A 26,100-nucleotide genomic window follows, 5' to 3' on the forward strand; every position below is an offset into this window, starting at 1 on the left:
ACCGGCGGTCAGTGGTTCACAGCCCCAGGGCCTGCGAGAGGAGCGGCCAGGACGTCTTGTACTCGTTGCGCCAGTAGGTCCAGCTGTGGGTGCCGCCCAGGTAGAAGTGGGTCTGGACGGGGATGCCGAGCTGCTTCAGCCGGGCGGCGAAGCTCTGGGAGGCGGGCCACAGAGTGGTCTCCAGGGCCTCGGCGCTCAACTCGCCGTCCCCGCCGACGACGCCGGTGCCGGAGGAGAGATAGAGGCTGGTGCCGGTCAGCTTCGATGCCAGGGTGTAGGGGTTCTGGGCGTTCCACAGCGGGCTCTGGAAGATCGGTGAGCCCCACAGCGCCCAGGGGAGGAGACCTTCCCGGCCCACGATGGCCTCGACGACGATCGGCATACCGGGCATCGTCGTGTGCAGGACACCGCTGTACGAGGCCGCCGCCTTGAACGCTCCGGGGTGCCGGGCGGCGAACGCTATCGCGCCCCAACCGCCGGTGGACACCCCGCCGATGGCCCGTGTCGTCCCGGCCCGGTAGTTCTGCTGCAGAAGCTGCATCAACTCCGTGACCTGGAAGGTCTCGTAGTCCGGAGTGCCCGAGCCGAAGTTCCACCAGGTGCTGGGGATGCCGGTGGACCCCGACGACGGCATCGCGACGATGACCTCCTTGTCCGCGGTGAACTGCTCGATGTCGGTCTCGCGGGTCCACGAGGTGTAGTCGTCGTGCGCCCCCTGGAGCAGATAGAGCACCGGCCAGGTGCGGGTGGCCTGTGCGGACCAGTCCGCGGGAAGCAGCAGCCGGGTCGCGACGGTGCCGCGGATCGCCGGGGAGCTGATCTGCAGATCGACGCTCCGACTGTCGAGCCAGGTCTCGGAGACGATGCCGGCCCCGTCCAGGGCGGTGCGGGCCGGGGCGGTCATCGCCGTCGAAGCAGCGGCCGGGGCGGGGGCGGTGGGGCCGAGGGTCAGCGCGGCGGTCGCCGCGAGCATGGCCGCTCCGGTGACAGCGGCACGGGAGATACGGCGGCGGCGCTGTGTGTGCATCAGATCCCTCTTGTCGTGGGTGGGTTGAGGTCACGGGTGAGAAGCGCGGCGAGGTCGTCGACCACGGGCGGATCGAGCAGCGAGAGGTGGTCTCCCGCGAGTGGCGTGACGGAGAGGTCCGCGCAGGACCCCTCCCAGCCGAGCGCTTCGTCGGTGCGGGTGTAGCTGGCGTCCTGAACGCTCTGCCGGGCACTGCGAGTGGCGCGGTAGAGCAGCGTGCGGCCGGCGTACGGGCGCGGGGTGTGGCGTTCCCCGCTGCGCAGGTCCAGATACGAGGTGCGCTGGTGCTCCAGCACGGCGGCGGGCAGGTCGGCCGCCTGCTCCAGCGCCTTGACCACCAGCTCGATCTGCCCGGCGTCGTCGAGCGTCGCGAGCTCCTCGTACGGCAGGGGCAGCGGGCTGCCGTAGGTGCGCTCGACATACGCGGCGAAGGCCGCGAAGCGGCGGCGGGCCTCCTCGCGCGGCGACAACTCGGGGGCGGGGAGCGGCAGCACGCTGTCGATGAGGATCAGCGCGGGCACGCTGCCGTCCCGGGCCAGCAGCCGCGCCGTCTCCTGGGCCACCACCCCGCCGTAGGACCAGCCGCCGAGCAGCCACGGGCCGTGCGGGTGGGTCTCGCGGACGAGCCGCGCGTACACCGCCGCCCGCTCGTGCACGGCGTCCGGCCCGGGCAGCCGTTCCAGCCCGTAGCAAGGCTGGTCGTCGCCGAGCCGCTGGACGAGGGCGCGGTAGACGGTGGTGGATCCGCCCGCGGGATGGATCAGGAAGAGCGGCGGAAGGCCGCCACCGGCTCGCAGGACGCGCAGCGGACCGCTGACCGGTGCCTCCAGGCGCGGGCGCAACTGTTCCGCGATGGCGGCGACGGTGGCCGGACCGTTCAGCAGTTCCCCGGCCGGTACCTCCCATCCGGCCCGCTCGGACAGCGCCCGGGCCAGCGCCTCCAGTCGCTCCCGGGGCAGCTCTCGCAGACCGAGATCGTCCTCGGCGCCGGCCGGCCCGCCGCCCGCGACGCTCTGCCAGGCGCCGGCGACCAGCCGCTCGGCGGCGTCACGAGGGAGCACGCCCTCGAACGCGGGCTGCGCACCGTCCTCCGGTCCCGGCGACTCCAGCCACGCGGCGAGCGCGGCGACGGTGCCGTTCCGCAGCAGCACACGCGGTTCGACGACCGTGCCGAAGTCCCGCTGGACGGCGGCCAGGATGCGGGTGGCCATGAGGGAGTCGAGACCGAGTTCGGTGAGCGGCGTTTCGGGGTCGATGTGCTCCGGTGCGTACCCCATCACCTGGGCGACGTGCTCCCGCAGCCGGTCGGTGACGCTTCTGGGGCGGGCCGCCGGTGCGTCGTCGGCGCCCGGCGCCGACAGGGGTGCGGGTTCGGGTTCCTGCCGCCGCTCCGGCAGCCGGCCCTTCACCCAGTAGGGACGATGCCGCCAACCGGCGCTCGGCACATCGACGATCCGGCCGTCCCCGTGCAGGGCCGCCGGGTCGACGGCCACGCCGCGGACCAGCTGCGCCGCCAAGCTGTGCCGGAACGAGAAGGCGTCGTCGGTGCCGCGGCGCAGCGTCGGGAACAGGGCGGTGTCCAGGGCGCCCGCGGCGCGCAGCGTCTCGGCGAGCGGATGCAGTTGGGTCGGGTGCGGGGAGACCTCGACGAACAGCCGGTGCCCGTCCGCCGCCGCGGCGGCGACCGCCTGGGTGAAGCGGACGGGCCTGCGCAGGCCGGCCGCCCAGTACCGGGCGTCGAAGACGGGCGCTTCGCGCGGCGCGTCCAGGACGGTGGTGTAGAAGGGCACGCCGGGGGTCATGTGGCGTACCGCGCCGAGCTGTTCGGCCAGCGGACCGAGCAGTGGGTCGACCTGCGGAGAGTGTCCGGCCGCGGCGACCCCCAGGGATCGGGCGAGCCCGCCCTCCCGCTCCACCAGCCCGATCAGCCGGCCGATGTCGTCCGCCGTGCCGGTCACGACGCTCTGGCCGGGCGAGGAGTGGACGGCGACCTGCAGGCTGGGCCACGTTCCGGCGTGCGCGCGCAGCTGTGCCGCGGAGAGTTCCACCACGGCCATCGCCCCGCCCGACAGCCCGTCGAGCAGCCGGGACCGGGTCGCGATGACGCGTGCCCCGGTCTCGGCGTCGAGCGCACCGGCGACCACCGCTGCGGCGACCTCGCCCATGGAGTGCCCGATGACGGCCGCCGGTTCGATCCCGTACGCGTGCCAGAGGTCGGCCAGTGCGACCTGGAGCCCGTACAGCACCGGCTGTACGGCGGACGGCGAAGACAGCTCGGCGTCGGGCTCCAGGCGCGCGCGCAGCGAGAGGCCCGCGTGCCGGAGCAGCAGGGGTTCCAGCCGGTCCACGGCTTCGGCGAACGCGGGTTCCGCCGTGAGCAGCCGGCGGGCCATGCCCGGCCACTGGGAGCCGTAGCCGGAGAACACCCAGACGGGGCGGGCGGTTTCGGTGGCCGGGCCGCCGGTGACGACCGCCGGATGGGGGCGTCCTTCGGCCAGGCAGGCGAAGGCTTCGGCGACATCCTCGCGGTTGTCCGCGACCACCGCCGCGCGGTACCGGCCGCGGCCGGTCCGGCCGTGCAGCGTACGGGCGACGTCCTCGATCCGGACCGCGCGCGCCGCGGGAGACCGCAACCAGCGGCTCAGCCCCGCCGCGTCCTCGCGCAGCCGTGCGGCGGAGAGCGCGTCCAGGACGGTGATGTCCGGCCGTCCTCCGGGCGCCGGCGCCCTGCGGGGTGCGGTCCGGTACTCCTCCAGCACGACATGCGCGTTGGTACCGCCGAACCCGAAGGCGGAGACGCCCGCGGTGGCCCGGCCCGAGTAGCGGGGCCAGGGTTCCGGGGAGTCGACGACCCGCAGCCCCAGCGCGTCGAAGTCGATGAGCGGGTTGGGGGTGCGGAAGTTGAGGTGCGGCGGGAGTTCGTCGTGGTGCAGCGCCAGCACCGTCTTGACCAGCCCGGTGATCCCGGCCGCGGCCTCCAGATGGCCGAGGTTGGTCTTCGCCGAGCCGATCAGCAGCGGTTGGTCGGGCTCGCGGCCCCGGCCCAGTACGGCCCCGAGCGCGTGTGCCTCGATCGGGTCGCCGAGCGCGGTGCCGGTGCCGTGCGCCTCGACGTAGTCCAGCTCTGTGCCCTCGCCGCGGTGAGCCTCCTCCAGCAGCGCCCGCTGGGCCTCGGGGTTGGGCGCCAGCAGCCCGTTGGAGCGGCCGTCGGAGTTGACGGCGGTCGAGCGGATCACGGCGAGCACCCGGTTGCCGTCCCGCTCGGCGGCGGCCAGCCGCTTGAGGACGACGACCGCGCAGCCCTCACCACGCACCATGCCGTCGGCCGCGGCGTCGAACGTCTTGCAGCGTCCGTCGGGCGCCAGCGCCCCCGCGCGCTGGAACGCCAGGGTCAGCGCGGGCGACAGCAGCAGGTTCACGCCGCCGGCGAGGGCCGTGTCGGTCTCGCCGGACACCAGGCTGCGGACGGCATGGTGCACGGCGACCAGCGACGAGGAGCACGCCGTGTCCAGGGCGAGGCTGGGACCGCGCAGATCCAGGGCATACGAGAGCCGGTTCGCGGCGATGCTCAGGGCGGCGCCCGGCGGGGTCCACGCGTCCACCGCGTCCAGGTCGGCGGTGGTCAACTGGGCGTACTCGTTGCCGCTGATCCCGACGAACACACCGGTGCGGGTACCGGCCAGGCCGGGCGCGGGGATGGCGGCGTGGTCCAGGCTCTCCCGGACCACTTCGAGCAGCAGCCGTTGCTGCGGGTCCATCAAGGTGGCCTCGTGCGGGGAGATACCGAAGAACTCGGCGTCGAACCCGGTGACATCGGACAGAAAGGCGCCATGGCGGCTGATGCCGTCCGGCGGCGCGCCATCGGGGAGGAACGGGCCCCACCTCCCTTCGGGGAGGGTGCCCACCGCGCTGCCGCCGGTACTGAGCAGCTCCCAGAAGCCGGCCGGGGAGGTGATCCCGCCGGGGAGCCGGCAGCCGATCCCGACCACGGCGACCGCACTCCCCACAGGGCCCGCGGGCTGCGCCCCACCAGGACCGGGGCCAGGACCAGAAGCAGGGCTCGGACCCGGAAGCGACGTGTCGCCTCCGACCGCCGCCTCGACCACGGACAGCAGCCGGCCCAGCGTCGGCGCCTCCCACAACAGGGTCGCGGGCAGCTGCACGGAGGTGAGCGCGCGCAGTTCGGCGGTGAGTGCGACGGCGTCCCGTGAGGTGATGCCCAGTTCCGCCAGGGGCCGGTCGTCGTCGATGGCGGCCGGGTCGAGCCCGTACCACTGGGAGAGCCGCGAGACGATGGTGCGGCGGAGTTTCCCGGCGATCGCGGACTCCCCCGCGGCACGGGCGCCGTCACTCACCTGCCACCGCCTCCGCCTCGTACTCCCCGGCCAGATACCGCTCGCGGCAGGCGGAACGGGAGACCTTGCCGCTGGACGTGCGCGGCACCGCGCCGGGCGGTACGAGGAGCAGCCGGGCCAGCCGTACCCCGTGCCGGGCGGAGATCCGGGCGCGGGCGGCACGCTCCGCCGCGATGGACAGCTCCGCCGTGATGTCGAGGTCGCGGGCGTGCTCGGCGACGGCGACCACCTCGTCGGGCCGGCCGTCGCCGCCGACGGTGAACAGCGCGAGCCGGTCGCGGCGTACGCAGTCCAGCGACGACTGGACGGTCTCCTCCAGGTCCTGCGGGTAGTGGTTGCGGCCGTCCACGATCAGCAGGTCCTTCAGGCGTCCGGTGACCTGGAGCCGTCCTTCGTGCAGCGCCCCGAGGTCTCCGGTGCGCAGCCAGTCGCCCAGTTCGCCGGGGATGCGCGAGGCGAACGACGCCTGCGAACGGCCGGTCCGCTTCCAGTAGCCGAGGCCGATGTTGGGACCGCGCAGCCGGATCTCACCGATCCGGTCCTCGGGCAGCACAAGCCCTGTGACCGGGTCCGTGATGCGCAGTTGCTGCCCGACCGGGGTTCCACAGCCCACCAGTGCGGTGGCCAGCGGATCGTCGTCCGCGCACGGCCTGATGTGCCCCGCCGCCAGCGCGTCGCGGTCGCAGAACAGCGTCCGGGGCGGCTCGGCGGGCGGATCGGTGGTGACGAAGACGGTGGCCTCGGCCAGCCCGTACGAGGGGCAGTGCGCCTCCGGTGGCAGTCCGGTGTGGGCGAAAGCGCGTTGGAAGCGGTCCACGGTGCCCGGTCGCACCGGCTCGCTGCCGTTGATCATGAAATGGACGCGGTCGAGCCGCAGCGGCGCGGCCTGCTCCTCGTCGATGCGTGTGGCGCAGTAGTCGTAGGCGAAGTTGGGGGCCGCGCTGATGGTGCCCGGGTACGCGCCGAGCAGCCGCAGCCAGCGCACCGGCCGCTCCAGGAAGGAGACCGGGTCCATCAGCACCGAGGACAGGCCGGCGAGTACCGGCGCCGCGACGCTCAGCACCAGGCCCATGTCGTGGAAGAGCGGCAGCCAGCCGACGCTGGTGTTGCGGTCCGCGCTCACGCCGAACGCGGTCACGGCCTGCCGGGCGTTGGCGACGACGTTGCCGTGGCTGATCATCACCCCGGCGGGGACGCGGGTGGACCCCGACGTGTACTGGAGGTAGGCGATGTCGTCCAACTCGGGTACGGGCAGGGACCGGTCCGGGTCCAGGAGCGGATCAGCGCCGGCCGGTCGGCCGATGTGCATCACCGGGACGTGCGGCATCCCGTGCTCGGCGGCGAAGGCCGCGATGGCGGGCGCGCTCGGGGTGTCGGTCAGGATGCACGACGGTTCGCAGTCGTCGAGTACGGCCGCGAGCCGCCCCGCGTGTCCCGGCAGGTCGGGGCTGAACAGCGGGACGGCGATCACCCCCGCGTAGAGGCAGCCCAGGAAGGCCGCCACGTAACCCAGGCCCTGGGGCAGCATCAGCGCGGCCCGCTCGCCGGGGCCCACGTCGGCCCGCAGCCGCCAGGCGATCGTGCGGGCCTGCCGGTCGAGCCGCTTCCAGGTCAGGCTGCGGTGCCGGCCGGGTGAGTCCGGGGTGGGGAAGTCGACGAAGGTGAAGGCCCGCTGCGCACCGCGCTCGGTGGACCAGTGGCGCAGGGACTCGGTCAGCGGGAGAGGGCGCGCGGGAGGCATGGGACTCCAGAGGGGTCGGGGCGCGAGGGGGGCCGCTCTCAGAGGGGATGGTTCGGCGGGACCTGTGGGGGGCCGTGGGACCGGGGGACGGGTGGGGCGGTTGGGTTCAGAGCGGGATGTTGCCGTGCTGGCGCTGCGGTGCGGGCCGGTGCTTTCCGTGGAGCGACCGCAGCCCCCGCACGATCCGGCCGCGCGTCTCGTGCGGGAGGATGACGGCGTCGAGGTAGCCGCGCTCCGCGGCGAGGTACGGGGTGGCGTATTCGTTCTCGTACTCGGCGGTCAGCTGCTTGCGCAGCAGCTCGGGGTCCTCGGCGGCGCGCAACTCCTTCCGGTGCAGCACAGCGACGGCGCCCTGCGCTCCCATGACGGCGATCTGCGCGGTCGGCCACGCCAGATTGAGATCGGCGCCGAGGTGTTTGGAGCCCATGACGGCGTAGCCGCCGCCGTAGGCCTTGCGGACGACGACGGTGATGGCGGGCACGGTGGCCTCCGCGTACGCGTAGAGCAACTTGGCGCCCCGGCGGACGATGCCCTCGTGCTCCAGGCGGACGCCGGAGAGGTAGCCGGGGACGTCGACGAAGGAGAGGATCGGGATGCCGAAGGCGTCGCAGAACCGCACGAACCTGGCGGCCTTCTCGGAGGCGTTGATGTCCAGGGCTCCGGCGGAGTGCAGGGGCTGGTTGGCGACGATGCCCACCGACGAGCCCTCGACGCGGCCGAAGGCGCAGATGATGTTGGGTGCGAACAGCTCCTGGATCTCCAGGAGTTCGCCGTCGTCCACGATCCGTCGCAGGATCTCCCGCATGTCGTAGGCGTGCCCGAGGTTGTCGGGGACGATCGCGTCGAGTTCCCGGTCCGCCGCGGTGATGCCGGGGTCGGTGTCCTGCCGGTAGCGCGGCGGCGCCTCCCGGTTGTTGGCGGGCAGGTAGGAGAGCAGCCCGCGGACGAAGTCGAAGGCGTCGGCCTCGTCGTGGGCGAGGTAGTGGGCGGTGCCGCTGATGGCGGTGCTGGTGCGGGCGCCGCCCAGTTCCTCGGCGGTGGTCTCCTCCCCCGTCACCGAGTGGATGACATCGGGTCCGGTGACGAACATGTGGGAGATGTCCTTCACCATGACGGTGAAGTCGGTGAGCGCCGGCGAGTACGCGGCGCCGCCCGCGCACGGGCCGAGGATCATGGACAGTTGGGGGATCACCCCGGAGACCATGACGTTGCGGTGGACGAGTTCCGCGTAGTGGGCGAGGGCGACGACCCCCTCCTGGATGCGCGCGCCGCCCGAGTCGTTGAGGCCGATGACGGGGCAGCCGACCTTCAGCGCGTGGTCCATGACCTTGAGGACCTTCTGGCCGAAGGCCTCCCCCATGCTTCCGCCGAAGACGGTGGCGTCCTGCGCGAACACCGCGACCGGGCGGTCGTCGACGGTGCCGTGGCCGGTGACGACGCCGTCGCCGTCGGGGCGGGAGGCGTCCATGCCGTAGGCGGTGCAGCGGTGCCGTACGAAGGCGTCGGTCTCGGTGAAGGAGCCGGGGTCGAGCAGCAGGTCGATGCGCTCGCGCGCGGTGAGCCGGCCGCGTCCGTGCTGGCGTTCCACGGCCGCTGGTGGGCCTCCTCGCAGAACCTGGGCGCGACGGGACGCGAACTCGGCGAAACGGGTCATGCGCGGCTCTCCTTCCCGGAGGGGGGATCCGGAATTCTGGAGCGTCATGGGGGCAACAGGTTCCGCTTCCGGGTCCCCGGTTCACTAGAGCGGGGGGTGACAGCCGCCCGTCCGCCTTCTGTCACTCCGATGACAAGGCGAACGGCGGGTGCGGTGGTTAGGGTCGGACGGCCCCGAGCACGTACGCCGCCAGGGCCGGGAGGCGCCGGCCCCGGGAGAGGAGCCGCCGGTGGACCGGGTCAGGACGCTGCCGATCATGCTGGGGATCGCGGTGACCGGGTTCATCACGACGCTGGACAACACCGTCGTCAACGTCGCGCTGCCCTCTGTGCAGCGGGCGTTGGGGCTGGATCTGCCGGCTCTGGAGTGGGTGGGCACCAGTTACGTGCTGAGCTTCGGGGCGCTGTTGCTGGCCGGCGGCCGCCTCACCGACCTGCTGTCCTGCCGCCCGGTGCTGGTCGCGGGCCTGACGGTCTTCACGGCCGCCTCGGTGGCGGGCGGTCTCGCGGGCAGCGGCCTGACGCTGATCGTGGCCAGGACCGTGCAGGGGTCCGGCGCAGCCCTGGTGATCCCCGCGACGCTGGCGGTGATCACCGGCCGGCTGCCCGCGGCGCGCCGTTCGCTCGCGGTCGGACTGTGGACCGGAGCGCTGGCCGTCGCACTGGCCCTGGGGCCGGTGCTCGGCGGCTTCATCACCGAGCGCTGGGGCTGGCGCTGGGTGTTCTTCCTCAACGTGCCTTTCGGCGTCCTCGGACTGCTGCTGGCCGGCGCCGTACCGGCGGCCGTGTGCCGCCCGGGGCCGTCCGCGATGCGCCGACTCGACGTGCCCGGGCTCGTGTTGTCGAGTGCGGCGCTCTACCTGCTGGCCTACGGGCTGCTGGAGGGCGGGGCGCACGGCTTCACCCGGTGGCCGGTTCCCCAGTGTCTGTTCGTGGCGGTCTTGACGGGACGGTTGTTCGTGGCCCTGGAGGCCCGCGCCGCGACGCCCCTGCTCGAACTGGGCCTCTTCCGCGACCGCCTGCTCAGCGGTGGCACGGCCGCGCAGGTGCTCTGGGGCATCGGCGTCAACGGCGTGTTCTTCTTCACCACGCTCTATCTGCAGCAGGTGCTGGGATTCTCCGCGACCAAGGCCGGTCTCGCCTTCCTGCCGCTGGCGCTCGCCCTGCTGGCGCTGACGCCGTTCGCGGAGCGGCTCTGCACGGCCTACGGCGCGCACCGGGTGATCGCGGCGGGGCTGGTGCTGGTGGCGTGGGGGCTGGTGCAGGTCTCCGCGACCGGTCTGCGGACGACGTACCTCGGGCTGCAGCCGGGGCTGCTGCTGATCGGCGCGGGCTCCGCCCTCACCACGCCACTGACGGTCCGCTCCCTCGCCTCGGTGCCCGCCCACCACAACGGTATGGCGTCCGGCGTGGTCAGCGCCGCCCGGGAGATCTCCGGAGTCCTCGGCATCGCTCTGGTCGGCGTCGTCCTGACCCACGCCCGGAGTACGGAGATCGCCGCCGGTTCCGATCCGCGTACCGCGTTCCTCGACGGCTACGCGGCGGGTCTGCGGCTCGCCGCCGGCTGCGTGCTGTGCGGCGCCCTGGTGACCTTTCTAACCATTCGCGGGCGGATACCGGCACCTTCGGAGGGCACTCTTGTCCGGGACTCGCTGTCACCCGAGTGACAACGAGCCATTTTCTGATGGACCGTCAGACGTCGTGGCGCGCAACGACTGTCGGGAGGTACCGTCGCAAGCAATCGAACCAATAAGCGGAAGGGAACTCCGCCACGGTGCGACAGACCCAAGAACTGGCAGATGAGCCGTTCAGCCACATCCCTCCGGAGCTCGCCCACCATCTCCGGCCCTTCCTCGACGCTATCCGGAAGGAGGTGGTCGGGGCGATACAGGCGGAGATTCCCGAGTACGACCGTCCGACGAACGACACTTACACGAAAACCATCCACACGGGCGTGGAATTAGGCCTGAACCTCCTGCTCGACCGCCTCTCCACCCCGGGCATCAGCGCCCAGGAGGTCATCGGCATCTACCGCAGCATCGGCCGCGGCGAGGCCAGAGAGGGCCGCAGCCTCGACTCCTTCCAGGGCGCGCTCCGCATCGCCGCCCGTATCTCGTGGCGCCGCATCGTCACCCTCGCCGACTCCGACGTCCTGCCGCGTGAGGTCCTCGCCCTGCTCGGCGAGGCCGCGCTGGTCCACATCGACGAGATCGCCACGGCCACCTCCGCCGGTTACGCCGAGGCCCAGTTGCACCTGGCGGGCGAGCTGCAGCGCCGCCGGCTGCGGCTGTTCGACATGCTGATCGCCGAACAGCCCCCCACCGAGGAGGCCATCCGGGATCTCGCCCATGCCGCGCACTGGCCGGTTCCCACGTCCCTCGCGGTCGTCGTCGTGGACCACCACTGGGAACGGGAAACCCTCTACCCGATCCTGCCACCCGACTTCCTGGCCCGCTTCGACCAGCAGCCCGGCTGCATCGTGGTCCCCGATCCGGGCGGTCCCGGCAGAACCCGCGCCGTCGACTCGGCGCTGCACGGCCACCGCGCCGCACTCGGCCCCACCGTCCGGCTGACCGAGGGCGCCCGGTCGCTGCGCTGGGCGAGGGACGCGCTGACCCTCGCGCGGCGCGACGTCCTGCCGGGCGGCGAGGTCGTGCGCTGTTCCGAGCACCTCGCCACCATGCTGCTCTTCCAGGACGAGGCCCTGGTCGACGCGCTGGCCGATCGCCATCTGGGCCCGCTGGAACGGATGCGCCCGCCGTACCGGACCCGCCTCGCCGACACCCTGCTCTGCTGGCTGCAGTGCAGCCGGAACGCCAACGAGGTGGCGGCCCGGCTGGGCATCCACCCGCAGACCGTCCGCTACCGGCTGCGCCAGCTCGACGAGCTGTTCGGCGACCGGCTCCAGGATCCCGACGCCCGCTTCGAGATGGAACTCGCGTTACGGGTCCAGCAGTTGCGGTGACCGCTCCCTACTCCCCGTTCTCTGTTCGCCGCTCCCTGTTCTCCGTCCGGTGCCGAGCACCTCTCCCGGCTGCGCAGTCTCAACAGCCAGTGGTACCCGCTCGGCGGTTCGGTCGCGGTCTCCTGGAACCGCACCCCGCGTTCCACGCGTGATCACGCAGGAGATCGTCGCGCCGCCGAACGCAGAGAGTTGGGTTCTCATGACCGCAATGCTGAATCGCCTGCCCCGTCACGGGGCCGCGATACTCGCCATGGCTGCCCTGAGCACCGGCGCCGTGGCCTGTTCGTCCTCGGCGGACGGCGCGCGATCCAGCGGAGCAGCCAACCACGCCCCGAGCACGCCCGCGCCCGCGACGAGCACTCCGAAGGCGGCTCCTTCCGGCGGCACCGGCGGCACCACCGGTGACACGACCGGAGACACGAAGAGCAGCACGACGACCGGCAGCACCTCGTCCACGGGCGGGAGCTCGTCGACCGGCGACACGTCCGACGCCGGCACGTCCGACGCCGGTACGTCCACGGTCGTCGACGTCACGTCCATCGTCCGCTGCCACACTTCCGACCTGAAGGCGGGCTTCGCTGCCGGCGGTGGCGCGGCCCCGGACATGAAGTCGACCGGCCAGACCCGGGCGTCCGTCTATCTCACCAACATCAGCCGTCATACCTGTTCGCTCATCGGCTTCCCCGGCGTCGACATCGTCGGCGACCGCGAGACCGACGGCACCTGGTCACTGACGCGCTCCTCGACAGCCCCCACCAAGATCCTGCTCAAGCCGTCGAACACCACGAACTTCTCGATCACCCTCCTCCCCACCACCGCCCCCGCCGCCGAAGCCTTCGAACCCGCCCTGGTCCGCATCACCCCGCCGGACGAGAAGACCCAGTTCGCGCTGAAGTGGCCCTGGGGCGGCTCGATCGTCCGTCAGGACGCGGCCACCCACCCGGGCACCTTCGTGAACCCCGTGGGCTCCTGACCCAGAGCTCCAGCGCGGCTGGACAGGCCTGAAGCGTGCGCCCGGTCTCAGTGGATGTTCGCGCCGACGATCGTGCCGTCACGAACCGTGTAGGTCCCGGAGAAGACGCGGTGGCTGCCGTCCGTCTGAGTGGCGTCGAGAACGACGCTCACGGTGTCGCCCTGCACACCGGTCACTGTCACCGCGTCGTGGGCGGTACCGGCAAAGCCGGCCACGAAGCTCTGCATGGACCCATTGAGGTTCTTGCCGCCCAGGTTCCATGCCGTGAGGTACGCGTGGGCGTTGATGGCAGCGTAATAGTCCTCAACGACCTGGCTGGGGCTCGCCGCCTGGGAAGTGGGCGTGGGTGCGGGCGCCGTGGAGACGGTCGGCTGGGGCGCGGGGGCGGTGCCCACAGTCGGCGAACCCTTCTCCACGCCCTGCACCGTCCACTGGCCGGTGTTGTCGGCGAAGCCGGAGTTCAAGGTGAACTGCACTTTGGCGATCACCGATGCCTTCGGCACTTCGAAGGTGATGAAGCCCAGGCCCGTGTCTCCCGGAGTGAGCCGGATGGCGGCGGGGAAACTCGGCCCCGCATTCGTGTCGGCGACCGAGGCATTGAACGTCTGACCCTGGGCGTCGCTCACCTGCGCCCCGTTGGACGGCGCGTCCGAGTACACGGCCGTCCCGGTGTTGCGCAGCCGGAACTGCACGGCGACGAAGCGATTTCCCGCGTCCGGACTGAAGACTTCGGCGCCTGCCGGATCCACGACCCGCGTGACCGTGACGGCCATCCGCTCACCGTCACCGGAACCCACCAGGTCCAGAGTGTCGCCGACCTGCGCTGTCTGCGGGCCTGCCGCGGTCGGCGACGCGGCACCACCCGGAACGGAGGAGCCGGAGGCAGAAGGCCGCACGGAGGCCGGGGACGTGGTGACCGTCGGCGAACTACAACCGACAGCCACGGTGGCCAGCACCACACCGAAGAGGGACGACGCACACAACCATTGAGCGCGATGCATGGTCATCGCCTCCTGAGAAGCGTCTGCACATCGTCCGCATTTCGTTCCCTATCTCACCATAGGTTCCTCTCCGCACCCACGCGCGTCGGTGGTACCGGTCAGCGGGCCAGGCGGCCCAGGAGGGACGAGGCCGCCGCTATGCCCAGGGCCGCGGCGACGATCAGGACGGCGTAGTCGAGGAGCAGGTGGGACGGGGTGCCGAGGAGCAGGCCGCGGAGGGCGTCGACCTGGTAGCTCAGGGGGTTGATCTTGCTGATCACCTGGAGCCAGCCCGGCATGATCGCCACCGGGTAGAGGGCGTTGGAGCCGAAGAAGAGCGGCATCGTGATGGCCTGGCCGATGCCCATCAGACGGTCGCGGGTGAGCACGATTCCCGCGATCGTCATCGACAGGCAGGAGAAGAAGGCCGAGCCCAGGACCACCGCCGCCGCCACACCGAGCAGACGCAGCGGGTTCCAGGTCATCGCCACCCCGAGCAGGGCGGCGATGACGATCACCACGACCGCCTGGATCAGCGCCTTCACCCCGGCGGCGAACGCCTTGCCGGTGATCAGGGCGGATCGCGGGGTCGGGGTGACCAGCAGCTTGGTCAGGATGCCGGCGTCCCGTTCCCAGATGATCATGATGCCGTAGAAGATCGCGATGAACATCGCGGACTGGGCGATGATGCCGGGCGCCAGGTAGTCGATGTACGGGATGCCGCCGGTCGGGATGGCCTTGATCCGGGTGAACGTCTCGCCGAAGATCAGCAGCCACAGGGCGGGCTGGACGGCCCGGGTGTACAGCTCGGTGCGGTCGTGGCGCAGCTTCTGCAGTTCGACCACGCACATCGCGCCGACCCTGGCGGGCAGCACCCGCCAGCCGGTGCGGGCGCGGGGCGGGACCAGGAGCAGGTCGAGCCGGCCGGGGGGCGGCGTGCTCTCAGCCGACGCGGGACGCGGTGCGGCGGGTGCTACGGACATCGCGGAAGTCTCCTCCCTGCTCGTCGAGGCCGCTGCCGGCGACGTCCCGGAAGACGTCCTCCAGCGTCGGCGCCGCATCGTCGTCGCCGGATGCCCGGCGGCGCTCCCTCAGGTCGGACCTGAGCTCGTCGGCCGTGCCGAGCGCGCGGATCCGGCCGCGGTGCATCAGGGCGACCCGGTCGCAGTACTGGTCGGCCTCGTCCATGTAGTGCGTGGTCACCAGGACGGTCATGCCCGTGGCGGCCCGTACCGCGTTGATGTGCTCCCACACGCTGGTGCGGGCGATCGGGTCGAGGCCGATCGTCGGCTCGTCGAGCATCAGCAACCGCGGTGCGCTGACCAGCGCCTGGGCGAGTTCGAGGCGGCGGATCATGCCGCCGGAGTACGTCTTGGCCAGCCGGTCGGCTGCGTCGGTGAGGTCGACGGCCTCCAGCGCCTGCCCCACGCGGGCGGCCCGTTCGCGGCGGGAGACGTCGAAGACCCGGGCGAACAGCGCCACGTTCTCACGCCCCGTCAGCCCGGAGTCGGCGGACAGCTGCTGCGGTACGTAACCCAGCAGCCGGCGCACCGCCATCCGCTCCTTGGCCACGTCGTGCCCGAAGACCCGCACCATGCCGCCCGGTACCGGCAGCAGCGTCGTGATGCAGCGGATCGCGGTGGTCTTGCCGGCGCCGTTCGGGCCGAGCAGGCCGAAGACCTCACCGGCGCGGACCGACAGGTCGAGGCCGTCGACGGCCTTCGTCTCGCCGAAGGTGTACTCCAGGCCGCTACAGGTGACGGCGTCCGGCCCAGCGGCATCCGACTCCACGGCATCAGACGCACCGGCATCCGCCGCAATAGCGCCCGGATCAGCAGTCCCCGGATCGACGGCTCCGGAATCGACGGTCATGTCCCCTCCGCTTCCTCGTGCAGGTTCAGGGCGAGTCTGCGCAGCGCCGGCAGCGCCGCTTCCAGCGCCGCCCGGTCGGCCGCGTCGAGCTGGGCGACCTGCTCACGCACCAGCGCGTCACGCCGCGCCTTCCAGTCGCGCAACCGCGCCCGGGCCGCGGGAGTGATCAGCAGCAGCGCCGAGCGACGGTCGTCCGGGTCGGTCTCGCGGACGAGATAGCCGTCCCGCACGAGCTGGTTGACCAGCGTGGAGACCGAATTGCCCGCGAGATAGAGCTCCTTGGCCGCGACCGACACCCGGATACCGGGACGGGCCCCGACCAGTTGCAGCAGTTCGACCTGCGCGCCGCGCAGCCGCGGCACGGTCAGCCCGCCGCGCAGCCGCCGCCGGATCAGCCGTTGGACACCGGCCAGCGCGTCCGCGAGCGCGTCGGGGAACTCCTCTGCGGTCATACTCCGATTTTAGCTCTTAGTCAGAGCTATTTTCCAGGGCTCGTGTCCGCGAGGTACCGGCGAGGCGGGCGAAGACCACGATGTTGTCGGGATAGCGGCGACCGTCGAAGGCTCCGCCGCAGGTGATCAGCCGCAGCTGGGGGTCCGGCTGCGGCCCGTACACCTCGGCGGTCGGAAACCGGGCCTTCGCGAGCCGCAGGACCGAGACCACCTGGAAACGGACGCTGCTGCCGTCGCTGAGACCCACGGTGATCGCATCGCCCGGCCCCAGTGACGACAGCCGCGCGAACACGGCCGGGCCGTCGAGGGAGTCGACATGGCCCACCACGACGGCCGGTCCGACCTGTCCGGGGACCGAGCCCCCGTCGAACCAGCCGGCCCGCTCCGGCCGGACCGGCACCTGGAGCGCTCCGGCGGACGTCAGGCCGAGGGTCTCCAGGGAGGTGCGCACCTGGATGGCCGGAATGGACAGCGTGCTGGGGCGCAGCACGGAAGTCCGCGCCGGTCCCGGCGGCGACGTGCCGGCCGGGCCGGGATCGGGGGCCGGGACGGCCATCCGGCCGGCCCGGTCACTCCCGGCCGGCGCGTCGGTACGCGCCAGGTGCGGGCCGAGTCCAAACGCACCGCCGACCGCAGACGCCGCTCCGAGCAGCGCCAGCGATCCGAGCGCGGCCCGGTGCGGCGGGCGGGGTCTGGCATGGCGTCCCATCAGGGCTCAGGACCGTCGCAGGCGCCGTACGGCGAAGAGGAACGCGCCGAGGCCGAGGACCAGGGCGGCGGCCCATCCGGCGGCCGCCGGCAAGCCGGAGGACGAGCCGCCGGCGCTCGTCGCGGTGGTGGCGGGCTTGCTGAGACCGCCGAGTCCGGCCTCGACGCCGCCGCCGGGCTGGGTGGCGGGCCCGCTGGAGTCGGTCAGATCCAGCAGCTTGGGCGCCGCACCCGAGGAGGAGAGCACCACCAGGGTGTGGGTGCTGCGGCCGGCGAGTTGCAGGGTCCGGCTGGTGCTGGCCGTCCCCGCGGTGACCTTCACCGCGGTGGCTCCGGCGCGCACGGTGCTGTACGGGGTCGAGGCCGGGAAGTGCAGCCGGCTCGGGTCGTTCTCCGCGACCTGGACGGCGACGGAGGGCTGGTTCAGCGACGCCTGGATCACCCGTATCCCGGCCCGGTCCTGCGGTGCGGAGAGCTGGTCGTTCAGGGTCCGCAGTTCGAGCGCCGTACCGGGGCCGAGGCCGGCCACCGTGTAGGCCCTGCCCTTGTCGACCCGGACGGTGGTGGAGATGACCGGGGCGACGGACGGCGCCGCGCCCGCCACCCGCATCGCCACCGTGTACTGCCCGCCGGCCACGGTCTCGTACGGCGAGGCGTCACCGTACGCGACGTTCTTGAGCACCAGCGCGGCCTTCGAGCCGCCGAACGGATACAGATAGACGTCCACGGCGGGAGCGCCCGGCGAGAAGTGCGCGAGCCGCAGCCAGCCGCCCGGTTGGGCGGGGGCGGCGTTCGCGGTCGCGGCGGCGGGACCGGCCAGCGCGGCGGTGCACAGTGCGGCCGAGAGCAGGAGGGCCGCGGGTCTGCGGACGGTAAGCGTCATACGAGGGAGCCTTTCTGACGTTCGGGGCTGTTGGACGCCGTCACGGAGCAAGCCCGTTCTGCGGGTCGACCGGCGCCGGAAGGGAGTAGAGAAGGCTGAGCACCGCAGGGGATCCCGCCTGTTCCGAGCGGGTCGCGGTCCGCAGCGGGCGGTAGGGCGCTTGCTGGGCCGCGACGAGCGCCCGCAGGGCGGTCGCCGGTGCCGCGCCACCCGCGGCGGACACCATGTCGATGGTGGAGATCTCCACCGCGTTGCGGGGAACGCCCGTGCCCGCGCCGGGCGCGGCCGGCCCGAAGGACTCGACGGTCAGGGTGTGCCCGCTGCTCAGCGTCGCGAGCAGTGCGCAGATGCGCATGTCCACCAGCCCCTGCTCCAGCGGGATGCGGGCGGCGGGCGAGAAGGTGACGCCGCTGTTCGCCGCCAGCGACGTGCCCGCGAGTCTGCGGTCGGCGAGGTCGGCGGCCATCGCCCGTTCGTAGGAGGCCCGTCCGGCATGGGCGACGGTCCGGATCGTGATGCTCTGGGCGCCGGAGCCGAACGCGGCGAGCGGCTCCGCTGCGGTCACCGCGGCGACCATGGAACCCAGCCGGTCCCGCAGGGTCGAGGTGAGGACGGCGACGTCCGCGCTCTGCAGTTCCAGGGCGCTCTCCTTGACCCACACCGTCGAGGAGGCGGGGAAGCCGAGCGAGGCGAGCGATCCGCACATGGCCGGGTCGCAGGCGACCACATGTCCGGGGCCGACGTTCCGGATGATCCACCGGGCCGTCTCGGCACGGACCTCGGACGACGGCCCGGTGGCGGCGGGCCCGGACGGTCTGCCCGCGATGGGCACCGCACGTGGCCGGACATGCTCCGGCTGGTTGTCCACGGTGGCCAGCACGACCCCCGCGGCGATCAGCGCGACAGCGGATGTCATGGCCGCCCCGACGAAGAACCGGCGGCCCGCGGAGCTGTCGTGCCGACGGCCCGCGGAGCTGTCGCGGTCCCGAGGACCCGGGGTGAGGGGACGCGGTTCCGGTAACCGTAATCGCCTGCGGGACAAGGGTCGGAAACCGCTGCGGCGCACCCGCGCCCAGCCGGACTCCCCGTCCTCCTGCGGTAACCGTATCGGCGCCGGCGGGGCCGCGAGGATCAATTCGTCGGGCCACGGGGAGGGGCCGTTGGCACAGCGTGACGGCTCGGACCCCGGAGCCGTGCCCGGCGCCCGCGCCCGCCCGACCGGCCGACGAGGTTCGAAGAAATCCTGTGGCATGGCACTCGTTCGAGGGGAGGGCGGATGGGCCGGCTACCGCAGAGCTGATCCGACGGCTGTGCCGCCGGGCGCCTCGCGTGCTCTGCCCGTTCGCCCCGGCGTGTTCGTGAGGGAACCTGCTGTCACTGCAAGCAGCTCGAATATCAGCACAGTTGGCCGGTGCTGGCAAGGGTTTCACCTACCCCTCGGTCACCGGTCCGCCACGCTGCGCCGATCAAGGCGCGGGCCACGGAGAGCTCGCCGGTGTCCAGCGCGCGCACCGCCGAGCCCGCGTGGTCGGTCACGGACTCGTGCTCCGCGATGAAGTCCCTGATCAACGGGATCTCGCGGCAACCGCAGTAGTGGCACACCCCGCGGTCCTCCCTCCGGTAGACGGCCCGTGGACCGCTACCGCACATCGGAGCACCGGTCGCGGTGCGCGCCGCTGGGGCGGGGCTCCTCGTCCCACCCGATCACCCGACCGGGCGCGCCTCCCGCCTCCCGCCACCCCGCAGGAGGAGTCGGGAGGCGGGAGACTGGAGGCGCCGGGCGAAGCGACAGGCCGGGACGGACTACTTGGGTGCGGTGGCCCATGCCAGATCGGGGAGGTAGCTGGGTGCCACCGCGAACCCGGTCAGCTTGCGGCTGTTGTAGGCGTAGATCCCGTCGATCCGCAGTACCGAGACGAACCACGCCTGGTCGACGACGCGGCGCATGACGTTCTGGTAGAGCGCCGGCTGCTGCTCCTGGGGAGCGGCCGCGGCGGTGGCCAACATGGCGGTGAGCGCGGGGTCCTGCGAGGCGAAGGGGTTGAACGCCGTGGGATGCGGCAGCATCCAGTCCAGCGACAGGGTGTAGGTGGAGGCGCCGCCGTAGCCGAATCCGAGCGCGGGGAACTTCTTGGACGTGGCGTTGCCGAGCCACTGGCCGATGCTGGTGTCCGTGGTGACGGTGGTGGTGACGCCGAGCTGCTTCCACTGCTGGACGACGGCCTGGGTGACCAGGTCGATGCCGAAGAAATTCTGCGTCTCCATGTGGAGCGCGAAACCGTTCGGATATCCCGCGGCGGCGAGCAACTGCTTCGCCTTGGCCGGGTCGTAGGAGTAGTGGTTGTCGTAGTCGGCGGCGAAGCCGTCCAGGCCGGGGAGGGATATCTGGTCGGTGGCGTGGCCGTACTGCTGGAAGAGGGCCTTGGTGATGGCCTCACGGTCCACGCCGTAGTTGAGGGCCTGGCGGACCCGGACGTCCTTGAGGGGCTTGGACAGGGCTCCGTCCCGGTCGACGAGGTCGATGCCGAGGAACGCGTTGGGCGACCGGATCACGCTCAGACCGCCCGAGGTGGCGGTGTCGACCTGGTTGGCGGTGATGCCCAGGATGTCGGCCTGCCCGGTCTTCACGGCCTGGAGCGCCGAGTTCGGGTTGTTGACGATCTTGATGATCACCTTCTTCCAGTGGATCTTCGTCTTGTCCCAGTAGTTGGGGTTGGGGGTGTAGGTGTAGTGGTCACCGGTGGCCGTGTGGGCGGTGTCCAGGACGTACGGACCCGCGCCGAAGGACTGGGTGCCCATCTTGCCGGCGTTGGCCAGGCCAGCCGGGCTGATCACCGAGCCGACGAGCAGGATCTGGTTCAGCAGTTGGGGCACGTTGGGGTGCGGGCTGGAACAGTGGATCCGAACGGTGAGGGGGCCGGTGGCGGTGACGGAGTCGATCGCCGAGGTCCAGGAGACGTTGAGGCCGTTCTTGCGGGTGTAGTTGAGTGACGCCGCGACCGTCTGGGCGGTCATGGGCGTGCCGTCGGCGAACTTCACCCCGTCGCGCAGGGTGAAGTCGAACTCCCGGTTGCCGGTGCCGACGTAACCCCACTTGGTGGCCAGTGCGGGGCCGGTCTTCCCGTCCTGGCCCTGCCGCAGAACGGTGTCGTACGCCAGGTTGACGAACCAGTTGTCCGAACCGACATTGGCCTTGGCCGGGTCGAGGCTCGCCGGGGCGCTCGCCGAGATGACGGTCAGGGTCTCGCCCTGGCCGCCGGATTCCGTCGACGATCCGCCACATGCGGTCGCTGCGGCGGCGAGCACCACCAGAGTCGCCAGCCCGCTGATCATTCGTTGCCTGAACACGGCACTTCCTCTCCTGTGATTCCTGAATGTGCTGGAACGGTCAGCGGATGCAGGTCCGCGGCGCGGTGGCAGGCGGCGGTCCGCCCGCCGCCCGCCGCGTCGGCTCCGGTGCTGCCCGGGACGGGCAGCAGTTCCGGGAGCACGGTGTGGCAGATGTCGATGGCGTGCGGGCAGCGGTGCGCGAAGGCGCAGCCGGTGGCCGCGGGCGGCCGGGTGGACAGGACCGTGGCGCGGGCCGCCTCCTTGTCGGCCCGGCGGGCGCGTTGCACGCGCGGATCGGGTTCGGGAACGGCCGCGAGCAGCGCCTGGGTGTAGGGGTGCACGGGGTCGGCGTAGACGTCGTCGGCGGGCCCGGACTCCATGACCTGGCCGCGGTAGAGGACGACGATGCGGTGCGAGAGGTGCCGGACGACGGGGAGGTCGTGGGCGATGAACAGATAGCTGAGGGAGAGTTCGCTCTGCAGGTCGGCCAGCAGGTTCATCACCTGGGCCTGGATGGACAGGTCGAGTGCGCTGACCGGCTCGTCGCAGATCACCAGGCGCGGCGAGAGCATCAGGGCGCGGGCGATGGCGATCCGCTGGCGCTGCCCGCCGGAGAACTGTCCGGGGTACCGGCTCGCGGTGTCGGCGGGCATCCCGACCCGCGCCAGCATCTCCGTGACCCGCTCCGCGGTCTCCGCCGCGCCGATCTTCCGGTGCACCAGCAGCGGTTCGGCGAGCGTCCGGCCGATGGTGCGGGCCGGATTGAGCGACGAGTACGGGTCCTGGAATACCACTTGCAGCCGGGCGCTGAGCTCTCGCCGGACTCCCGGTCGGGCGCCGGTGATGTCGGCGCCCTCGAAGTGGATCCGGCCCGAGTGGACCGGGTTGAGCCCGAGCACGGCCCGGCCGATGGTCGACTTGCCCGAGCCGGACTCGCCGACCAGGCCGACGGTCTCCCCCGCCGCGATGCTCAGGGACACCGAGTCCACGGCCCGGAACGGCGGCGTACGCCGGCCCTGTCGGAACTCGACGGTCAGATCACGGATGTCGAGGATGGTCTGCGGAGTCATCTGGGGGTGCCCTCCACGAGGAGCTGCTGGGAATGGACGCACCGGGTGAGGCGGCCGGGTGCGGGCCGGCTGAGCGCGACCGGCGCCGCCGCGCACGCGTCGGTCACGCGCGGGCACCGGGCGGCGAACCGGCACCCCTGCGGCCAGTCGCGCGGAGCCGGCACCGTGCCGGGGATGGTCGGCAGCGGTTCTCCGCCGCCGGCCAGGTGCGGGTTGGCCGCCAGCAGGCCCGCGGTGTACGGATGGAGCGGCAGCGTGAACATCGACTCGACGTCCGCCTGCTCCACGACCTGCCCGGCGTACATCACGACCGACCGGTGGCACAGGTCCGCCACCACCCCCCAGTCGTGGGTGACGATGAGCACGGCCATACCCGTCTCGGCCTGGAGCCCGCGCAGCAGCGCGAGGATCTCGGCCTGGACGGTCACGTCCAGCGCAGTGGTCGGCTCGTCGGCGATCAGCAGCTTCGGATCGCCCGCGAGGGCCAGCGCGATCGCGACGCGCTGCGCCATCCCGCCCGACAGCTGGTGCGGATAGCGGCCGGCCACCGCCTCCGGGTCGGGGATGTTCACCATGGTGAGCAGCTCGATCACCCGGCTGCGAGCCGCGGCGCGGGTCGTACGCCGGTCCGGGCGGCTGTGCCGCCGTACGGCCTCGGCGAGTTGGCGGCCGACCGGGAAGGTCGGATCCAGCGCCACCATCGGTTCCTGGGACACGTACGCGATCCCGGCCCCGCGCACCCGGGCCAGCTCGTCCGGGGATCCGGCCAGGTCGACCCCGTCGAACACCACCCGGCCGGCGGCGACCCTGCCGCCTCCGGGTACGAGGCCCAGGACGCCCAGCGCCGTCACCGACTTGCCGCATCCGGACTCGCCGACGACGCCGAGCGTTTCGCCCGCCATGACGTCGAAGGAGACTCCCTGCACGACGGGGATGCCGCCGATCTCGACCGACAGGTTCCGGACCGAGAGCAGCGCCCGCGCATCGGGTTCCGCGGCGCCTTCCTGCGGGGAATCGGCCGGATCGGCCGATCTCGGAGCAGGTACCTTCCGGCCCTGCGGCGCCGCCATCTTGGAGACCGACCAGCCTTCGATGGCCGCGTCGCGGATCGCATCCCCCAGCAGGCCCAGCGCGATCACGGTGATGACCAGCGGGATGCCCGCGGGGACCAGCATCCAGGGATCGCGGTCGATGGCCTGGGAGGCGTCGGCGACCAGGCCGCCCCAGGACGGGTCGGGCGGCTGCGCCCCGAGTCCCAGAAAGCCCAGCCCCGCCTGGATGGTGACGACGATCGCGGAGAACAGCGCCGCCTGGACGATGACCATGCTGGTCATCCGCGGCAGGACGTGCCGGCGCAGGATCTGCGAGCGCGTCAGTCCCGCGACCTTCGCCGCGGCGACGTACAACTCCTCGCGGATGCCGAGGGTCTGAGACCGGAGGATCCGGATGAGGCCGGGACTGCCGAGCACTCCGAAGGTGATCATCGCGGCGTGCAGATTGCCGGGGAACACCGACAGGACGACGAGCACGATGATGATGCCCGGGAGGGCGAACATCAGATCCGCGGTACGGGTGACCAACCGGTCCACCCAGCCGCCGAGGTACCCCGAGGCCAGGCCCAGGACGGTGCCGATCAGCAGGTAGACCAGCAGCGCCTCGGCCACCGCCAGCAGGGTGGAGCGGCCGCCGAACAGCAGCCGGCTCAGCAGGTCACGGCCCAGGTTGTCGGTGCCGAGCAGATGCCCGGCGGACGGTCCGGCCAGCACGTGCCCGAGGTCCTGGTCCAGCGGCCCGTGCGGGGCGGCGAACGAGGCCCCGGCGGTGGCCGCGGTCAGCAGCACCAGCCATCCGATGGCGACCGCACCCGACGGACGGCGCACGACCCGGGCCGCCAGGCCCGGTCTCTTCGCGGGCGGGTTCACGCGGCACGCACCCTCGGGTCGAGGCGGCCGTAGGCCAGGTCCACCAGCAGGTTGACCAGTACCACCAACACCGTGATGTACAAGACGGCTCCTTGGATGAGGGGGATGTCGTGCTGGAGGGTGGCCTGCTGCGTGACGCTGCCGAGGCCCGGCATGGCGAACACCGTCTCCACGAAGACAGCGGCGGAGAGCAGGCTGACCAGCACCACGCCCAGCACGGTCACCACCGGCAGCGCCGCGTTGCGCAGCACGTGCCGGTAGAGGATCGAGCGCGGTGAGAAGCCGTTGGCCTGCATCACCCGGATGAAGTCGCGGGTGGAGGTGTCGAGCACCGAGTCACGGGTCTGCTTGGCGATGATCGCCACCGCGCCCACCGACAGCGACAGGACCGGCAGCACGAGCGAACGTGCCCACTGCGCCGGGTCGTCGGCGAACGGTACGTATCCCGTCACCGGGAACCACCGCAGTTGTACCGCCAGTACCGCGATCAGGACCAGCGCGAGCCAGAACGCCGGGACGGCCAGGCCGATCAGGGACAGGCCGTCCACGACCCTCACCAGGAAGCCGCCGCGCCGCGCGCTCAGCAGGCCCAGCGCCACGCCCAGGATCCCGGACAGCACGGTGCCCGCGACGATCAGGGAGAGCGAGACCGGCAGTCGGTTGTTCAGCACCGACGTGACCGGCTCGCCGCTGAAGAGCGAGGAGCCGAGGTCCCCGTGGAACACCCGCACCAGCCAGTGCCAGTACTGCACCGGCAGCGGTTCGTCCAGGCCCAGTTGGCCGCGGACGGTCCGGTACTGCTCCTCGGTCGCGTGCTGCCCGACGATCGTCCGCGCCGGGTCCCCCGGCACCAAAGACACCAGGACGAACGTCAGGGCCGAGACCATGAACAGCAGCGGAGTCGACGACAGCAGCCGCCGGATCACCAGCCGGAGTATTGCCATGCTCACCTCATCGGAAGTTGTGCGAAGGGAGGATCTGGGGAGGCCGACCGGCGCCTCGACGGCGATGGGGAGAGAGATCCTGAATGCCGGGTCGCGGAACGGAGGGCAGTGGCGGGTTGCGCCGAATCCCCCGGCCGGCCACCGCCATGAGCGGTGCGACTACGCGGCGTGCATGGCCGCTCGCGCGGCTCCAGCGAAGATTATCGAGCTGATTTAGCTACCGCCAGAAGAAGAACATACGAAATTTACACGTGTCAATAGACTGCACCGCACTACCGAGCTCGGCGGGTTACACGTGATACCTCAAAGCGCGTTCCGCGGATATTTCGCCCATGGCGAAGCCCCCGGAAGGCACTCCGGGGGCGGAACAGGCAGAACCGCCTACAGCGCTTCGGAACCCGTCACCTTGCGCACATGGCGAAGGCTCGGTTCGGCGAGCAGCTCGTGCAGCTGCTGGAAGACCCGGCGTGCCTCGACCGCGTTCCAGTCACCGGGAAGCAGCTCGGCGGGCAGGCCGGGGTCGAGATACGGCAGGCGGCGCCACTGCGTCAGCATCGGCACGTAGGCGCGGAAGGCCTCGGTGGAGTCGATGGCGGACTGCTCCGCCAACCTGGCGGCGATGGGCGCGTAGGTGTCGGTGAACGCCTCGTACTGCGCCTCGATGGCCGGGAAGTCCCACCAGGAGCTGACGGCGGTGCGCAGGTCGCTGAACGCGGCGTAGTCGGCCGTGAAGAGATGGACGTAGTCGCTCAGCCCGAGGCGTTCGAGCGTGTTGCGCGCGTCCTCCAGCAGCCGGCCGGGCGCCAGCCAGACGCCCGCCGCGGTGTTCCCGAACCCCAGCCAGGTCAGCCGGGTGCGCAGCTGGTAACGGTGGGCGCGCTCGGACTCGGGCACGGAGAAGACGGCCATCACCCAGCCGTCGCTCAGGTTCGCCGGCTCCAGGCTGCCGAAGATCCGCCGGTCGCCCTCGTCGAAGACGGCGTGCACGGCGGGGCTGAGCCGGTATCCGGTCGCCCCCTGCCGCTCGGGTTCGAGAATGCCGCGCTTCTTGAGCCGGGAGATCGCCGACCGCACCGCGGGGCCGTCCACGTCCAGTTCCGCCATCAGGACGATCAGGTCGGCGATGGAGATCCATCCGCCGAGATGCCGGACGAAGGCCCCGTAGACCGTGTTGATCAGGGAGCTGGGCCGGGTCGAGCTGTCCGACATGATCGCCTTCCGTCGT

General features: G+C 71.9%; 20 protein-coding genes. 3 read left to right on the plus strand and 17 right to left on the minus strand.

Annotated features, from left to right (window positions below):
• Positions 1–16 precede the first annotated feature (16 nt).
• From AC07DC_RS03915 to AC07DC_RS03930, 4 genes are all read right to left on the minus strand, one after another.
• Positions 17–1,027, minus strand: a complete 1,011-nt coding sequence (locus tag AC07DC_RS03915) for an alpha/beta hydrolase (RefSeq protein ID WP_478911541.1) — start codon at positions 1,025–1,027, stop codon at positions 17–19.
• Complete coding sequence (locus tag AC07DC_RS03920; protein WP_478911543.1) at positions 1,027–5,382, minus strand: beta-ketoacyl synthase N-terminal-like domain-containing protein; 4,356 nt, start codon at positions 5,380–5,382, stop codon at positions 1,027–1,029. The genes AC07DC_RS03915 and AC07DC_RS03920 overlap by 1 nt, the downstream gene beginning before the upstream one ends.
• Positions 5,375–7,123: a fatty acyl-AMP ligase gene (locus AC07DC_RS03925; RefSeq protein ID WP_478911545.1), complete on the minus strand. Its 1,749-nt coding sequence runs from the start codon at positions 7,121–7,123 to the stop codon at positions 5,375–5,377. Before AC07DC_RS03925 ends, AC07DC_RS03920 begins: the two co-directional genes overlap by 8 nt.
• A gap of 106 nt (positions 7,124–7,229) precedes the next feature.
• Entirely contained in the window at positions 7,230–8,777 is a 1,548-nt protein-coding gene (locus AC07DC_RS03930) for an acyl-CoA carboxylase subunit beta (protein WP_478911547.1), read from the minus strand.
• Positions 8,778–8,925: 148 nt separating this feature from the next.
• On the opposite strand from AC07DC_RS03930, the gene AC07DC_RS03935 reads away from it, so the two are divergent.
• From AC07DC_RS03935 to AC07DC_RS03945, 3 genes are all read left to right on the plus strand, one after another.
• Positions 8,926–10,443 (plus strand): MFS transporter, encoded by a 1,518-nt coding sequence (locus tag AC07DC_RS03935; RefSeq protein ID WP_478911549.1) that lies wholly within the window; start codon positions 8,926–8,928, stop codon positions 10,441–10,443.
• Between the two features lie 107 nt (positions 10,444–10,550).
• Positions 10,551–11,741, plus strand: a complete 1,191-nt coding sequence (locus AC07DC_RS03940) for a PucR family transcriptional regulator (RefSeq protein ID WP_478911551.1) — start codon at positions 10,551–10,553, stop codon at positions 11,739–11,741.
• A 250-nt stretch (positions 11,742–11,991) separates the two neighbouring features.
• Positions 11,992–12,714: a DUF4232 domain-containing protein gene (locus AC07DC_RS03945; RefSeq protein WP_478911552.1), complete on the plus strand. Its 723-nt coding sequence runs from the start codon at positions 11,992–11,994 to the stop codon at positions 12,712–12,714.
• 47 nt (positions 12,715–12,761) lie between these two features.
• Here the strand turns inward: AC07DC_RS03945 and AC07DC_RS03950 are convergent, their stop codons facing one another.
• The 13 genes from AC07DC_RS03950 to AC07DC_RS04010 all read right to left on the minus strand — a co-directional run bounded on the left by AC07DC_RS03950 (position 12,762) and on the right by AC07DC_RS04010 (position 26,084).
• A complete protein-coding gene (locus tag AC07DC_RS03950; protein ID WP_478911554.1) occupies positions 12,762–13,715 on the minus strand; it encodes a DUF4352 domain-containing protein in 954 nt (317 codons plus the stop codon).
• Positions 13,716–13,813: 98 nt separating this feature from the next.
• Entirely contained in the window at positions 13,814–14,677 is an 864-nt protein-coding gene (locus tag AC07DC_RS03955; RefSeq protein ID WP_478911556.1) for an ABC transporter permease, read from the minus strand.
• Complete coding sequence (locus AC07DC_RS03960) at positions 14,637–15,566, minus strand: ABC transporter ATP-binding protein (protein WP_478911558.1); 930 nt, start codon at positions 15,564–15,566, stop codon at positions 14,637–14,639. Before AC07DC_RS03960 ends, AC07DC_RS03955 begins: the two co-directional genes overlap by 41 nt.
• Positions 15,563–16,018, minus strand: coding sequence for a MarR family winged helix-turn-helix transcriptional regulator (locus AC07DC_RS03965; protein WP_478911559.1), 456 nt, complete (start codon positions 16,016–16,018; stop codon positions 15,563–15,565). The genes AC07DC_RS03960 and AC07DC_RS03965 overlap by 4 nt, the downstream gene beginning before the upstream one ends.
• A gap of 16 nt (positions 16,019–16,034) precedes the next feature.
• Complete coding sequence (locus AC07DC_RS03970; RefSeq protein WP_478911561.1) at positions 16,035–16,727, minus strand: class F sortase; 693 nt, start codon at positions 16,725–16,727, stop codon at positions 16,035–16,037.
• Positions 16,728–16,733: 6 nt separating this feature from the next.
• Entirely contained in the window at positions 16,734–17,609 is an 876-nt protein-coding gene (locus tag AC07DC_RS03975) for a DUF4397 domain-containing protein (RefSeq protein WP_478911563.1), read from the minus strand.
• A 40-nt stretch (positions 17,610–17,649) separates the two neighbouring features.
• Entirely contained in the window at positions 17,650–18,525 is an 876-nt protein-coding gene (locus AC07DC_RS03980; protein ID WP_478911564.1) for a hypothetical protein, read from the minus strand.
• Positions 18,526–19,004: 479 nt separating this feature from the next.
• Positions 19,005–19,211, minus strand: coding sequence for a hypothetical protein (locus AC07DC_RS03985; protein WP_478911565.1), 207 nt, complete (start codon positions 19,209–19,211; stop codon positions 19,005–19,007).
• 201 nt (positions 19,212–19,412) lie between these two features.
• On the minus strand, positions 19,413–20,957 hold the full coding sequence (locus tag AC07DC_RS03990; RefSeq protein WP_478911567.1) for an ABC transporter substrate-binding protein: 1,545 nt from the start codon (positions 20,955–20,957) through the stop codon (positions 19,413–19,415).
• Positions 20,939–22,009 (minus strand): ABC transporter ATP-binding protein, encoded by a 1,071-nt coding sequence (locus tag AC07DC_RS03995; protein ID WP_478911568.1) that lies wholly within the window; start codon positions 22,007–22,009, stop codon positions 20,939–20,941. The genes AC07DC_RS03990 and AC07DC_RS03995 overlap by 19 nt, the downstream gene beginning before the upstream one ends.
• Positions 22,006–23,931 carry a dipeptide/oligopeptide/nickel ABC transporter permease/ATP-binding protein gene (locus AC07DC_RS04000; RefSeq protein ID WP_478911570.1) on the minus strand — a complete coding sequence of 642 codons (1,926 nt, stop codon included), beginning with the start codon at positions 23,929–23,931 and terminating at the stop codon, positions 22,006–22,008. Before AC07DC_RS04000 ends, AC07DC_RS03995 begins: the two co-directional genes overlap by 4 nt.
• Positions 23,928–24,875 (minus strand): ABC transporter permease, encoded by a 948-nt coding sequence (locus AC07DC_RS04005; RefSeq protein WP_478911571.1) that lies wholly within the window; start codon positions 24,873–24,875, stop codon positions 23,928–23,930. The genes AC07DC_RS04000 and AC07DC_RS04005 overlap by 4 nt, the downstream gene beginning before the upstream one ends.
• Before the next feature lie 381 nt (positions 24,876–25,256).
• The gene (locus tag AC07DC_RS04010) at positions 25,257–26,084 is read right to left on the minus strand and encodes a PaaX family transcriptional regulator (RefSeq protein ID WP_478911573.1); all 828 of its coding nucleotides are present in this window, start codon (positions 26,082–26,084) and stop codon (positions 25,257–25,259) included.
• Positions 26,085–26,100 lie beyond the last annotated feature (16 nt).

Source organism: Streptomyces sp. NPDC045021, assembly GCF_056432645.1.